Source organism: Xanthobacter sp. ZOL 2024 (assembly GCF_052932325.1).
Window position 1 is genome coordinate 2742888 of the sequence record NZ_CM128808.1, and the last position, 13293, is coordinate 2756180.

Genomic DNA, 13293 nt, shown 5'->3' on the forward strand with positions numbered 1-13293 from the left:
CCCACTATTGCATTGCGGCGGTGAGGAGGCGAGCCCCTAACCCTGCGGCGGCCCGCCTCGGCGCGGCAGCAGCCTTTGGTAGAGCCACCCCATGGCCACCAGCACCAGCCCGAGGCCGATGAAGGACATGGCGCGCAACACGCCCTCCAGGTCCGACATGTCGGAAAGGAAGACCTTCACCACCGTCGCGCCCACCACGGCGGCGGAGCCGAGGCGCAGGGCGCGGGAGCCGCGGGCCAGCCCGAGCCCCAGCAGGGCGATGCCGAACGCTAGCCACACCGCGGAATAGGTGTACCATTCCATGGAGCTGATCCGGTCCGCATCCAGCACTGGCCCCTGGAACAGGCGCGACACCTGGAACGTCAGGTAGGCGAGGGCCAGCACGGTGGCGAGCGCCCCGGCCGCGAGCCGCAGCCGCGGACGATGCGGCGGCAGGTTGGCCGCGTAGGCCAAGGCCAGCACCGCCGGGAGGGCATAGGCCACCAGCAGGTCGTTGAAGACCACCCCGCCCACATTGGCGCCGGTGAGGAAGGGATTGCCGGCGATGAGGGCGTCAAGGGCACACAGGGCGGCCAGAACCGCCACGCCATCGGAGAAGATGCGGTAGAGACGGCGGCCGGTGGCGCGGGCGATCCGGGCGAGGCCTACCGCATAGGCTGCATAGATGGCCGCCAGGAGCCCGCTCTCCCACAGCCGGGAGCCGACGGCATAGACGTCGCCCCCATGGGCCAGATGGCGGATTTCCAGGGCCGCCAGCAGCACCGCGAACACCAGCGCCAGGCTCTCCAGCACCCGCCGGCTCCAGTCGTCCTGCGCCCGCAGCAGCCATGCGGCGGCAGCGAAGGCCAGGGCCGGCACGCCATAGCCCCACAAGAGCCAGTTGAAGATGGGCGTGGTTCCGAGATCGGCGCCGGCGATGGTGGGATCCCAGCCGATCCGCGCCAGCACCACCATGCCGAGGGCGGCCGCGAGCTGCCGCAGTCCGGGCAGGGGCCGCTGGGTGGCGACCCAGGCGACGCCCAGGGCCGCCAGGGCGAGGCCCACGGTGAGCCATCCCTTCTCCAGGGCGAACGCCAGGGCAAGGCCCAGGCCGATGACGCCAGCGGCGGCAAAGACCGCTGCCGGGACCTCGCGGCCCCGTCGGGTCAGCAGCTCGGCGCCGGCGGTGAACAGGGCCGCCAGCAGCAGGGCGAGGGCGGCGAACGGCAGGCTGCGATCGAGCTCGGTCAGCCGTCCATAGGCGGCGAGGAGCAGCAGCAGCGGGCCGACGGTGGCGGTCAGCGCCCAGCCCAGCGCGGTGAGGCGCCGCTGGGCGCGCAGGGCGCCGGCAAGGCCGAGGCCCAGCAATCCGGCGCCCATCATCAGGCCGTAGGTGGCGAAGTGACCGACGGAGAGCCGCGCGGGCTCCGGCGCGACGCCGGCCAGGGGGCCCGCCGGCGCCACGGCGCTGCCCGGCTCCGGTGGAAAGGCCCAGGCCATCAGGATCGCCGGTGCGGCGAAGGCCACCGCCACCGCCCCGAAGGTGGCGGCCTCCACCCGCCAGGCGAGCGCCAGCGTGCCCAGGCTCAGCCCCACGAACACCGCCAGCGGCAGGCCGGCGACGGCGTCAGAATTGGCAGCCAGCACCGCCACCAGCAGAGCGAGGGCGCAGCCGAGAGTGGTGATCGGATCCGGCCGCGGATCGGCCGGCGGGCCCCACGCCAACCCGGGAGCGATCAGCAGGGCGGTCAGCACCAGCAGCACGGCGGCCAGGGCGCCCGCCGCCGGCACGGCCTGCGGCGGTGCGAAGAGGAGGAGGGCGACACCCCAGGCGGCCCCGCCCAGCAGGGCCAGCAGCGCCAGCCAGCGCCACAGCCGGATGCGCGCCACGGCGAGCGCGCTGGCCCCGACCATCGAGATCAGCAGCACGACGCCCCAGGCATTGGGCGTGTCGGAGCTGATGAGCAGGGGCGTCACCGCCGCGCCGACGAACCCCAGTGCCGCCAGTGCCGGGCCATGCAGCAGCGCCGCCAGCAGCGTCGCGACACCGGTCAGGCCCAGCAGCAGGAATGCGGCGGCCGGCGGGAGCAGGTGGTAAAGCTCATAGGCCGCATAGAGACTGCCGAAGGCGGTCATGGTGCCCACCGCCGTCAGCACCGCGGGCACCTGCGCGGCGGGCAGGCCGGCGAAGCCGTCGCGGCGATCCAGCCGGCGCAGGGCTTCGCCCCCCGCCAGCAGCGCCGCCGCCAGCAGCAGCCCGAGGGCAATGCGGCCGGCCGGACCGATGAGGTTCTGCTCGACCGCGAAGCGCACCAGGAAGACGCCGCCCAGTGCCAGGGCGAGGCCGCCGACCCATACGGTCCAGCGGGCGCCCACGCGCTCCTCGAACCCCGACAGGCCCTCCCGCAGCCGCCCGATGCTCCAGCCCGTGGTCGGCGTTGGTTCGGCTTGTGGCGTGGAGGGGAGGGGGCCGGGGGCGGGCCGCTCGGGGGCGTGCGGGGCGGGTGTCGCGTGGGGGCGTGGCGCCGGTTCCGTGAGGTCCATGTCCGGCGGACGGTGCGCGGTTATCCCTTCTGCCGCCGTGGGTGTCGCCCGGAACTGCGCCAGGGCGAGCTCAAGGGCCTGCACACGCTGTTCCAAGGTCTGCAGGCGCCCGCGCTGACGCAGGGCGAGGATGAGCGCCACCAGCGCCATCACGGGGAAGGCCAGTGCCAGCAGCACCAGCCAGGCCACTTCATCCATTCTCAGTCCTCGGGAGGCAGGGGCGGGTCAGGCGCCGGTCGATGGGGGACGTTGGGCCCCAGTGAGACGGGCGATCCGGCGCGCTGGTGGGTCCACAAGGGCGGTGTGGATCCGCAAGGGCGCGTGGGCCGGAAGAAGGGGATGGCGCCGGTGGGGCGGCGTGACACTGGCGCGGCCGCATCCGCCGGCGCGGTCGCGGCCTGGAGGCCGCCATGGTCCGCCGCCGGCGATGGCGCGCGGCGGCGGGCCGCGCAGCGGCAGGGTGGGGCAGCAGGGGCGGGGTCAGCCGCCCTTCTGCTCCTCGGCCTTCTTCACCGGCGGGGGAGCATCGACGGCGTCGAGGCCCTTGTCGATCTTCTTGACGATCTTGGCGAGATCATCCGGTTCCGGCTTCAGATCACGGGCATGGTTCCACTGGAAGCCGGCTTCGAGCTTGCGCCCGACCTTCCAATAGGCATCACCCAGGTGATCGTTGATCACCGGATCCTGCGGCATGAGCTCCACCGCGCGCTCCAGCTCGGAGACCGCCTCCTCATAGCGGCCGAGCCGGAAGTAGGCCCAGCCCAGGCTGTCGACGATGGGGCCGTCGTCCGGTCGCAGGGCCACCGCCTTGCGGATCATGTCCAGGCCGGCATCCAGGTTGGTGCCCTGGTCGACCCAGGAATAGCCGAGATAGTTCAGCACGTGGGGCTGGTCCGGATTGAGGGCCAGCGCCTTCTTCAGGTCGGCCTCGGCCCCCGCCCAGTTCTTGCTGCGCTCATTGCAGATGCCGCGGAAATAGAACAGCGCCCAGTTGGCCTTGGTGGGCTCGGGAATGAGCGCGATGGCTTGTGAATAGGTGTCGGCGCATTCGGAGAACATCTTGCGCGCCTGCTGGATGCGGCCGAGGGCGACGATGGCCTCCAGATCCTTGGGATTGGCGGCGATGATGTCCTTCAGATGCTTCTGCGCCTCGTCGAACTTGTCGGTGGCATCGAGATTGATGGCCATCTGCACTTCGGCATTGCGCTTCAGGGGCGAGGAGTCCGGCACCAGCTCATAGACGGAGATGGCCTTCTGCGGCTGCTTGAGCTGCTCGTAGAGGTCAGCCAGGGTCAGCCGCGCGAACGGATGTTCGGGATCAAGCCAGATCGCGAGCTGGAGATAGACGAGGGCGAGGTCCTCGCCCCCCTGGCGGGCCAGGGTGGAGCCGAGCCCATAGAGAACCTCGGCGGCGCCTTCCTGCGCGGTGGTCACCAGAGGCGGCAGCGGCTTGCCGGCCTTCAATTCCTTCATTTCGGCGAGCACCACCGGATGGTTGGGCATCGCCTTCTCGAAATCCGCATAAGCGGCGATGGCCGCTTCAGTGCTGTCGTTGCGCGAGGCCCAGCGGGCATAAGCCTCAATGGTCCGCAGCGAGCCGGGGTCGAGCTTCACGGCTTCCGCCAGGCGCTTGCCGGCTTCCTTCTTGTTGCCGGCGGCATCCAGGATCAGCCCGGCCTGTAGCGCCTTCAGCGGCGCATACCACTCGGGCCCCTTGAGCTGGTCAATGAGGCCGACAGCCCCCTTGGTGTTGCCCGAGCCGTAGAAGGTCCAGGCGGCCAGCAGCGTGGCGGTGAGATCGCCGATGGGGCCACGCACCGAAAGGGCGAGGTTGGTGCGCGCGGTCTGGAACCGGCCCTTCTTGATGGCCTTCACCGCCAGTGCGAGCCGGGCGATGCGGTGGCCGTTGTCCACCTTCACCAGCCGTTCGGCCAGCTTCATGGCCTCGGCCATCTGGCCGTCCACCAGGGTGGCGAAGAAGGTGCGTTCCATCACCTCTTCATTGCGCGAATCAAGCTCCAGCAGATTGCGCAGATAGGTCACCGCGGCGTCGGTGTCGCGTTCCGTGGTGGCGAAGCGCGCAGCCAGATAGCTGCCGGCGATGGTGGGATCAAACTCTGCGGGGGCCTCCGCGCGGGCTGTTGCCGGCAGGGCCAGATGCAACACCGCGGCGAACCCGGCGACGAGCGCCAGGGAGGAAGTGGGGCGAGAAATCTTCACCGATCAAGAATCCTGAAGAGCCTGGACGGCTGTTGCACCGCGCCATTCATACGCGAGGAGATGGCGGGAGGATGGCCGCTTTCCCGGTGGGTCGCAAGTTTCCACCCGCGCAGGGGCACTGCAGCGTCGGAGCCCCGCGCCGCAGGCAGGGCCGTGGCGTGGCCTTGCCGGCGCCATGACCCCGGGCCATAAGGCGCCCATGGAGACCTCTCTGGCCAAGGCACCCGCCAAGATCAACCTGACCCTCAGGGTCACCGGCCGGCGAGGGGATGGTTTCCATGAACTCGTCAGCCTGGTGATGTTCGCCGGTGTCGGCGATCTCGTGGCGCTCACGCCCGATCGTCCGCTGGCGCTGACGGTGGAAGGGCCGACCGCCGCCGCGGCGGGGCCCGACGCCGACAATCTGGTGCTCAAGGCGGCGCGGGCGTTGGCCGATCGCGTGCCGGGGCTACGCCTCGGCGATTTCCGTCTGGTGAAGCGCCTGCCGGTGGCCGCCGGCATGGGGGGCGGCTCGGCCGATGCCGCCGCGGCCCTGCGCCTGCTGGCCGCTCTCAACGCTCTCACCCTGGATGACGCGCGCCTGCTGGCGGCAGCGCGGGAGACCGGCGCTGACGTGCCGGTGTGCCTCGATCCGCGCCCGCGCCTCATGCGGGGAATCGGCGAGCAGCTGTCGGCACCGTTGCGGCTGCCGCCGCTGTTCGCCGTGCTGGTGAACTGCGGTGTCGCCGTGCCTACGGCCGATGTCTTCCGCGCCCTGGGCCTGCGGGCGGGGGAGTTGCTGCCCGGCCCCGAGCATCCGCGTGAACTGCCGGCGGATGTCGTTGCCTTGCGCGGGGTTCTGGCTGGTCTGCCCAACGACCTCGAACCGCCGGCGCGGGCGGTGGCGCCGGTGGTTGGCACCGTGATGGGCGCGCTGGCCGCGGCGCCGGAGGCCCGGCTGGTGCGCATGTCCGGCTCGGGCGCCACCGTATTTGCTCTCACCGATGACTGCCGGGCGGCCGCAGCCTTGGCCCGGCGGCTGAAGGCCGAGTACCCCGGCTGGTGGGTTCGGCCCACCGTTCTGCGGTGATTGCGCGCGCGTCGCGTGTCTTCGCCGAGCGCGTCGCGTGCCTTTTTCGATTCGCGTCGGACCCTTGCACCGCAACTGCGGGGGGCTCGGCGGGTAATGGAGTGATGGGGATGACGCTGCCGGCTTTTCTGCTCGCCGCGCTCGGCGAGATCGCAGGGTGCTTCGCCATGTGGCACGTGGTGCGCCTCGGCGGCTCGCCACTGTGGCTGGTGCCGGGGTTGGCCAGCCTCGCCGCCTTCGCCTACGCATTGACCTTCGTGGACGCGGAAGCGGCCGGGCGCGCCTTTGCCGCCTATGGCGGCATCTATATCGTCGCGTCGCTGGCCTGGATGTGGGCCGTGGAAGGCATGCGGCCCGACCGGTGGGACGCGACCGGCGCCCTTTTGTGCCTTGCTGGCGCGGCCGTCATCGTGTTCGGGCCGCGCGGCTGAGCCGCGTCACCCGCGCTCAGTGGGCGCGGGAGAGGCAGAAGTCCACGGCTTCCATCAGCGCGTCCTTGGCCGGGCTCGCCGGGAACAGGGCCAGGGCATCCTTGGCCATGGCGCCATAGTGGCGGGCGCGCTCGACCGTGTCGGCGATGGCGCGGTGCTTGGTGAGCAGGCCGATGGCGGTGGCGAGATCGGCATCGTCCGCCTCGCCGCGCTCCAGGCACTTCTGCCAGAACGCCCGCTCGGTCGCATCGCCGCGCCGGAAGGCGAGCAGCACCGGCAGGGTCAGTTTGCCCTCGCGGAAGTCGTCGCCCACATTCTTGCCGAGCTTGGCCTGGTTGCCCCCATAGTCCAGGGCGTCGTCCACCAGCTGGAAGGCGATGCCCAGATTCATGCCATAGGAGCGGCAGGCGACGATCTCCGCCTTTGCGCGGTCACCGAGCACGGCACCCACCTCGCACGCGGCGGCGAACAGCTCCGCCGTCTTGCCGCGGATGACGGCCAGATAATCGTCCTCGGAGGTCTGGGTGTTCTTGGCGGCGGCCAGCTGCATCACCTCGCCTTCGGCGATGACGCAGGCAGCGTTGGACAGGATGTCGAGGCAGGTGAGCGAGCCCACCTCCACCATCATCTTGAACGCCTGTCCCAGCAGGAAATCGCCCACCAGCACCGAGGCTTCGTTGCCCCACAGCTTGCGGGCGGCGAGCTTGCCGCGGCGCATGTCGCTTTCATCCACCACGTCGTCGTGGAGGAGGGTGGCCGTGTGCATGAACTCCACCGAGGCGGCGAGCTTCACGTGGCCGTCGCCCGCGTAGCCGCACAGTGCGGCGCAGGCGAGAGTCAGCATCGGCCGCAGGCGCTTGCCACCGGAGGAGATGAGGTGGTTGGCCACCTCGGGGATCATCGCCACATCGGAGCCAGTGCGCGCCAGAATGGCGGCATTGACGCGCTCCATATCCGCTTTCACCAGGGCGACCAGCGCCTCGATGGACGGTTCATTGGGCTCGAACGGAAGGACGAGGGCCAAGAAACACGCTCCCGCTTGTCTTTCTTTCGGGCGCACCATAGGGATGCCCATGGGCCTGACGCAAGCGCTGCGGCACGAAAATGCCCGATTGGGAAGGCCATCGGGCAGGCGCGAGGGAGCAGCCGGGAATGCGGGAGCTGGTGCGAACCAACGACGTGGTGCTGCTTGGCGCCATCACCGCGCTGCTAGATGCGGCGGAGATCGGCCATTTGGTCGCGGATGCTCATATCAGCGCCCTGGAAGGCTCCATCGGCATTCTGCCGCGCCGCCTGCTGGTGATCGACGATGACGCGGCGCGTGCGCGCCGGTTGTTGGTGGATGCAGGCTTCGCGCAGGCGCTGCGCGATCCCGAGTGAGCACCGATGGCGATCACCACCGCCGAGACCACTGAGGACGCCGTGCTGGGTGGGCGTCTTACCCTGCGGCAGCCGGTGCGCGGCCATCGGGTGGGGCATGATGCCCTGCTGCTCGCCGCGCTGGCGCCTGCCGCCTGCCGGGTTGTGGTGGATCTGGGCGCCGGGGTCGGCAGCGCCGGCTTGGCCTTTCTTACCCGCTGCCCCGAAGCGCGCGCCACGCTGGTGGAGATCGATCCCGCTCTTGCGGGCCTCGCGGCGGACAATGCGGAGCGCAACGGCCTCGCGGCGCGCTGCCGGGTGGTGGCGGCCGACGTGCTGACCCTCGGCCGGCCCGGCGGCGCGCCGGAACCGGTCGCCCATGCCGCCGATCTGGTGCTGATGAACCCGCCGTTCAATCCCGCCGCCGCGCACCAGGTTTCGCCCCACCCCGGTCGGGCCCAGGCCCATATGGCGGGGGAGGATCTGCTGGAGGCGTGGGTGAAGGCGGCCCACCGCTGCCTCAACGCCGACGGCGTGCTGTGCCTCATCCATCGGCCGGAGGAGGTGGGGGCGATCCTTGCCGCCCTCCAGGGCCGGTTCGGCGCCGCCGATCTGCTGCCGGTGTATGGCCGGCCGGGTGGTAAGCCGGGCGCCGCCGCCGTGCGGCTGCTGGTGCGTGCACGGAAGGGCCGGCGCACCGCGCCGCGGATCCTGCCCGGGCTGGTGCTGACGGATGCGGCCGGCGCACCGACGCCCGAGGCGGCGGCGGTGCTGCGCGCGGGGGATGCGCTTGCGCCGCCTTGAGGCCGTCGTCTCGCGCGCCTACATCTTCACTATGGCCGATCCCTTCTTCTTCCTGCCCCGCCGCCTCCGCAGCCTCATCCCCTCCCGCTGGCGCAGGGATGTGCCCGTGGTGCCGGTGGTGCGCCTTGCCGGTGCCATCGGCATGAACTCGCCCTTCTCCCAGAGCCTCACCCTCGCCGGCTGCGCCCGGACCCTGGAGAAGGCGTTCGCGGTGAAGGAGGCGCCGGCGGTGGCGCTGCTCATCAATTCCCCTGGCGGCGCGCCGGTGCAGTCCCACCTCATCTTCAAGCGCATCCGGGCGCTGGCGGAGGAGAAGGACAAGCACGTCTTCGCCTTCGTGGAGGATGCGGCGGCCTCCGGCGGCTACATGATCGCCTGCGCCGCCGACGAGATCTTCGCGGATCCCTGCTCGGTGGTGGGCTCCATCGGCGTGGTGAGCGCCGGCTTCGGCTTCGACAAGGCCATCGCCCGGTTCGGTGTTGAGCGGCGGGTCTATACCGCCGGCGAGCGCAAGGTGACGCTCGATCCGTTCCAGCCGGAGCGGGCCGAGGATGTGGAGCGCCTCGACGGCCTGCTGAAGGAATTGCATGTGGTGTTCGCCGATCTGGTGCGGTCGCGCCGCGGCAGCGCCCTTACCGTCGACGAGGCCACCGTGTTCTCCGGCGAGTTCTGGCTCGCCACCCAGGCCCTCGGCCTCGGGCTCCTGGACGGGCTCGGTGACGTGCGCGGCATCCTGAAAGCCCGCTACGGGGATGATGTCCGGATGCCGCTGATCCAGGGGCCGTCGCCCTTCTTTCTGCGCAAGCCTGGCGGGTTCGCGGGTGGGGTTGGTGCGGGGCTCGCCCATCAGGCCGCATCCGGCGCCATGGCCGCGGCGGAGGAGCGCGCCCTCTGGGCTCGCCTCGGGCTGTGATGGCCCCGCTCCGCTGGCCCTGGGGCCCGCGCTCCGCTACAGCATTCTTGAGCGACACCGGAGCTCTTAGCCCCGGCCGCCGCTGCGCCGACTGGATGTAAGCACCGCCCCATGAATACGCCCGCCAACACCCTCCATATCGCCGTCGCCCAGCTCAATCCCATCGTCGGCGACGTGGCCGGCAATCTGGAGCTGGTGCGCCGCACCCGCGATGCCGCGCGCCTCTCCGGCGCCGACCTCGTGGTGTTCTCCGAGCTGTTCATCGCCGGCTACCCGCCGGAGGATCTGGTGTTGAAGCCCGCCTTCCAGGCCGCCTGCCGGAAGGCGGTGGAGGAACTGGCGGCGGAGAGCGCCGACGGGCCGGCGCTGCTGGTGGGCGCGCCCTGGGTGGAGGGGGGCAAGCTCCACAATTCGGTGCTGCTGCTGGAAAATGGCGCCATCAGCGCGGTCCGCCACAAGGTGGACCTGCCCAATTACGGCGTGTTCGACGAAAAGCGGGTGTTCCAGCCCGGCCCCATGCCGGGGCCCATCCCGTTCAAGGGGGTGCGGCTCGGGGTGCCGATCTGCGAAGACATCTGGGGCCCCGACGTGGTGGAGTGCCTCGCCGAGACTGGCGCCGAGATCCTCATCGTGCCCAACGGTTCGCCCTATCGCCGCTCGGTCTATGAGGAGCGGGACAATGTGGCGGTGGCGCGGGTGGTGGAGAGCCACCTGCCGCTGCTCTATGTGAACCAGGTGGGCGGCCAGGACGAACTGGTGTTCGATGGCGCCTCCTTCGCCCTCAATGCCGACCGGTTCCTGGCCCTGCAGTTCCCGAGCTTCCAGGAACGGGTGCGGGTGACCCGCTGGGAGCGGCTGGCCGGCGGCTGGGCCATGACCGAGGGGGCTATCGGCACCCGCACCGAGGACGAGGCGGCGGACTATGCCGCCTGCGTGCTGGGGTTGAAGGACTATGTGAACAAGAACCGCTTTCCCGGAGTGGTCATCGGCCTGTCCGGCGGCATCGACAGCGCCCTGTGCGCGGCCATGGCGGTGGATGCGCTGGGGGCCGACCGCGTCCACTGCATCATGATGCCCTATCGCTACACCTCGGAGGAGAGCCTGTCCGATGCGGCCGTGATGGCCGAAAAGCTGGGCGTGCGCTATGACATCCTGCCCATCGCTCCGGCGGTGGAAGGGTTGGAGAGCGTGCTGCATCCCCTGTTCGCCAATCACCCCAAGGACGTGACGGAGGAGAACCTCCAGTCGCGCGCTCGCGGCACGCTTTTGATGTCCATCTCCAACAAGTTCGGCGGCATGGTGGTGACCACCGGCAACAAGTCGGAGATGTCCACCGGCTATGCCACCCTCTATGGCGACATGAACGGCGGCTACAATCCCATCAAGGATCTGTACAAGACCGAAGTGTTCCGCCTCTCGCGCCTGCGCAACCAGTGGAAGCCGGAGGGTGCGCTGGGGCCGGACGGCATCGTCATCCCCGATGCCCTTATCGACAAGCCGCCCACCGCCGAGCTGCGCGAGAACCAGAAGGACGAGGATTCGTTGCCGCCCTATGGCACTCTCGATGCCATCCTGTTCCGGCTGGTGGAGATGGAGGCGCCGGTGGCGAGTGTCATCGCCGAGGGGTTCGATGCGGCGCTGGTGAAGCGGGTGGAGCGCATGCTGGCCATCGCCGAATACAAGCGCCGGCAGGCGGCGCCGGGCGTGAAGGTCACCGGCCGCAATTTCGGACGCGACCGCCGCTACCCCATCACCAACCGGTTCCGCGACGAGGGCTGAGGCGCTTTTCCCACGCTCGATGTGGGAAAAGCAGGGGGCGGCGCGCTTTCGCCTTCCAATGGGCCGGGCAGATGCTCTAGGTCGGAAGCACTCGCATATCTGTCCACGCGATGCTGCCCGTCGCGCCGCCTGAGGGAAGTTGTCCGATGCATCAGCGAACCGCCCGCGCCATTGACCCGTCCTCCGATGTGGCCATTGCGGCGAGCGTGACGCCGGCGCCCATCGCCGACATTGCGGCGAAGCTCGCCATTCCCGCCGATGCGCTCTATCGCTACGGCCCGCACAAGGCCAAGCTCGGCCTCGAGTTCCTGCGCGAGCTGGAGGACCGCCCCGCCGACGCGCCGCAGGGCCGGCTGATCCTGGTCACCGCCATCAGCCCCACCCCGGCGGGAGAGGGCAAGACCACCACCACCATCGGCCTTGGCGACGCGCTCTCGCGGCTCGGCGAGAAGACCGCCGTGTGCCTGCGCGAGCCCTCCCTCGGCCCGGTGTTCGGCGCCAAGGGCGGCGCCACCGGCGGCGGCCATGCGCAGATCATCCCCATGCAGGACATCAACCTGCATTTCACCGGCGACATCCACGCCATCACCGCCGCCCACAATCTGCTGTCCGCCCTCATCGACAACCACATCTATTGGGGCAACGGGCTCGATCTCGACAGCCGCCGCATCGCCTGGCGGCGGGTGATGGACCTCAACGACCGGGCCCTGCGCGCCATCACCGTCGGCCTCGGCGGGCCGGCCAACGGCTTTGCCCGTGAGGACGGGTTCGACATCACCGTGGCGAGCGAGGTAATGGCCATTTTCTGCCTCGCCGACAGCCTGGCGGATCTGGAAGCGCGCCTGTCGCGCATGGTGATCGGCCAGACCCGGTCGCGCCGCATGGTGCGGGCGGAGGAGCTGGAAGGCATCGGCTCCATGGTGGCGCTGCTGCGCGACGCCTTCCAGCCGAATCTGGTGCAGACCATGGAAGGCACGCCGGCGCTGGTGCATGGCGGCCCGTTCGCCAACATCGCCCATGGCTGCAATTCGGTGATGGCCACCAAGAGCGCCCTGGCGCTGGCGGATTATGTGGTGACTGAGGCCGGCTTCGGCGCCGATCTCGGCGCCGAGAAGTTCCTCGACATCAAGTGCCGGCAGGCCGGCCTCACCCCCTCCGCGGCGGTGGTGGTGGCCACCGTGCGCGCCCTGAAGATGCACGGCGGCGTGCCGGTGAAGGAGCTGGGGCCGGAGAATGTGGCGGCGGTGACCCTGGGCACCGAAAATCTGAAGCGCCACGTGGAGAATATGGGCAAGTTCGGCCTGCCGGTGGTGGTGGCGCTGAACCGCTTCACCTCCGATACGCCGGCCGAGGTGGAGGCGGTGCGCACGGCGCTCGCCGAACTGGGCATCGAGGTGTTCGTGTGCTCGCACTGGGCCGATGGCGGCGCCGGCGCCGAGGCACTGGCCCGCGCGGTGCGCACCCTCGCAGCCCGGCCGAGCCGCTTCACATATCTTTATCCCGATGCGATGCCGCTGAAGGAGAAGATCGAGACCGTGGCGCGGGAGATCTATGCCGCGGGCCGGGTGGAATTCTCCTCCGCCGCCCTCAATCGGCTCAAGGAATTCGAGGCGGCGGGCTTCGGCAAGCTGCCGGTCTGCATGGCCAAGACGCAATATTCCTTCTCGGCCGATCCCGCTTTGCGCAATGCGCCCACGGGCCATGTGCTGCCGATCCGCGATGTGCGGCTGTCCGCCGGCGCAGGCTTCGTGGTGGCGCTGGCCGGCGACATCATGACCATGCCGGGCCTGCCGTCCCATCCGGCGGCGGAGCACATCTTCGTCACGCCGGAGGGCGTCATCGCCGGCCTGTCCTGAGGCCGGTGGGGCCAAGCGGATCAGTGAACGCTGATCCGGGCTGGCGATTAGCCCTGGCGGGGACGGTAGTCGCCGGTCTTGGGGTCCCGCTCCAGGGGAATGGTCTTCAACTCGCCCGCGTCGGCGGCCTGCTGGCGCTTGAGGGTGTCGTTGACCCGCCGGCTCTCCGCCGCGATCACCTTCACCAGAGCGGCGGCGCCGAGGGCGCCCAGGGCGACAATGAACAGCGGCGGCACGGGCGGGTCTCCTCACCTCTCGCTTGTCGCGCGAGAACGCTCTAACGGTTGCGACGCATCACGCGTGGACGCCATCTGCCATCAGTCCCGGTCTTCGACCGGG

The 13293-nt window shown here is 70.2% G+C and carries 11 protein-coding genes; 7 read left to right on the plus strand and 4 right to left on the minus strand.

The window, feature by feature from the left end; all coding sequences use genetic code 11:
• Positions 1-36: 36 nt before the first annotated feature.
• Entirely contained in the window at positions 37-2721 is a 2685-nt protein-coding gene (locus ACU4E7_RS12635; protein WP_447019059.1) for a DUF2339 domain-containing protein, read from the minus strand.
• 282 nt (positions 2722-3003) lie between these two features.
• Complete coding sequence (locus ACU4E7_RS12640; protein ID WP_447019060.1) at positions 3004-4743, minus strand: tetratricopeptide repeat protein; 1740 nt, start codon at positions 4741-4743, stop codon at positions 3004-3006.
• Positions 4744-4942: 199 nt separating this feature from the next.
• Here ACU4E7_RS12640 and ACU4E7_RS12645 point away from each other — a divergent pair, with 199 nt between their 5' ends.
• Together ACU4E7_RS12645 and ACU4E7_RS12650 are read left to right on the plus strand one after the other, a co-directional pair.
• Positions 4943-5812: a 4-(cytidine 5'-diphospho)-2-C-methyl-D-erythritol kinase gene (locus tag ACU4E7_RS12645; RefSeq protein ID WP_447019061.1), complete on the plus strand. Its 870-nt coding sequence runs from the start codon at positions 4943-4945 to the stop codon at positions 5810-5812.
• Positions 5813-5922: 110 nt separating this feature from the next.
• Positions 5923-6243, plus strand: a complete 321-nt coding sequence (locus ACU4E7_RS12650) for a YnfA family protein (RefSeq protein WP_447019062.1) — start codon at positions 5923-5925, stop codon at positions 6241-6243.
• Positions 6244-6259: 16 nt separating this feature from the next.
• Here the strand turns inward: ACU4E7_RS12650 and ACU4E7_RS12655 are convergent, their stop codons facing one another.
• Positions 6260-7267, minus strand: a complete 1008-nt coding sequence (locus ACU4E7_RS12655; RefSeq protein WP_238120120.1) for a polyprenyl synthetase family protein — start codon at positions 7265-7267, stop codon at positions 6260-6262.
• Between the two features lie 128 nt (positions 7268-7395).
• Here ACU4E7_RS12655 and ACU4E7_RS12660 point away from each other — a divergent pair, with 128 nt between their 5' ends.
• The 5 genes from ACU4E7_RS12660 to ACU4E7_RS12680 all read left to right on the plus strand — a co-directional run bounded on the left by ACU4E7_RS12660 (position 7396) and on the right by ACU4E7_RS12680 (position 12954).
• The gene (locus ACU4E7_RS12660; RefSeq protein WP_238120121.1) at positions 7396-7623 is read left to right on the plus strand and encodes a putative signal transducing protein; all 228 of its coding nucleotides are present in this window, start codon (positions 7396-7398) and stop codon (positions 7621-7623) included.
• 6 nt (positions 7624-7629) lie between these two features.
• The gene (locus tag ACU4E7_RS12665) at positions 7630-8406 is read left to right on the plus strand and encodes a tRNA1(Val) (adenine(37)-N6)-methyltransferase (protein ID WP_447019063.1); all 777 of its coding nucleotides are present in this window, start codon (positions 7630-7632) and stop codon (positions 8404-8406) included.
• Between the two features lie 31 nt (positions 8407-8437).
• Positions 8438-9319, plus strand: a complete 882-nt coding sequence (locus ACU4E7_RS12670; RefSeq protein WP_447021626.1) for a S49 family peptidase — start codon at positions 8438-8440, stop codon at positions 9317-9319.
• A 111-nt stretch (positions 9320-9430) separates the two neighbouring features.
• Positions 9431-11098, plus strand: coding sequence for an NAD+ synthase (locus ACU4E7_RS12675; protein ID WP_447019064.1), 1668 nt, complete (start codon positions 9431-9433; stop codon positions 11096-11098).
• Between the two features lie 146 nt (positions 11099-11244).
• Positions 11245-12954 (plus strand): formate--tetrahydrofolate ligase, encoded by a 1710-nt coding sequence (locus tag ACU4E7_RS12680; RefSeq protein WP_447019065.1) that lies wholly within the window; start codon positions 11245-11247, stop codon positions 12952-12954.
• A gap of 47 nt (positions 12955-13001) precedes the next feature.
• On the opposite strand, the gene ACU4E7_RS12685 is transcribed toward ACU4E7_RS12680, so the two are convergent.
• Positions 13002-13190: a hypothetical protein gene (locus ACU4E7_RS12685; protein ID WP_238120125.1), complete on the minus strand. Its 189-nt coding sequence runs from the start codon at positions 13188-13190 to the stop codon at positions 13002-13004.
• Positions 13191-13293 lie beyond the last annotated feature (103 nt).

Bases quoted from the DNA above. Each gene is read 5' to 3' on its own strand.
- ACU4E7_RS12635 (WP_447019059.1), bottom strand. From the start codon at position 2,721: ATGGATGAAGTGGCCTGGCTGGTGCTGCTGGCACTGGCCTTCCCCGTG.
- ACU4E7_RS12645 (WP_447019061.1), top strand. From the start codon at position 4,943: ATGGAGACCTCTCTGGCCAAGGCACCCGCCAAGATCAACCTGACCCTC.
- ACU4E7_RS12650 (WP_447019062.1), top strand. From the start codon at position 5,923: ATGACGCTGCCGGCTTTTCTGCTCGCCGCGCTCGGCGAGATCGCAGGG.
- ACU4E7_RS12660 (WP_238120121.1), top strand. From the start codon at position 7,396: ATGCGGGAGCTGGTGCGAACCAACGACGTGGTGCTGCTTGGCGCCATC.
- ACU4E7_RS12665 (WP_447019063.1), top strand. From the start codon at position 7,630: ATGGCGATCACCACCGCCGAGACCACTGAGGACGCCGTGCTGGGTGGG.
- ACU4E7_RS12670 (WP_447021626.1), top strand. From the start codon at position 8,438: ATGGCCGATCCCTTCTTCTTCCTGCCCCGCCGCCTCCGCAGCCTCATC.
- ACU4E7_RS12675 (WP_447019064.1), top strand. From the start codon at position 9,431: ATGAATACGCCCGCCAACACCCTCCATATCGCCGTCGCCCAGCTCAAT.
- ACU4E7_RS12680 (WP_447019065.1), top strand. From the start codon at position 11,245: ATGCATCAGCGAACCGCCCGCGCCATTGACCCGTCCTCCGATGTGGCC.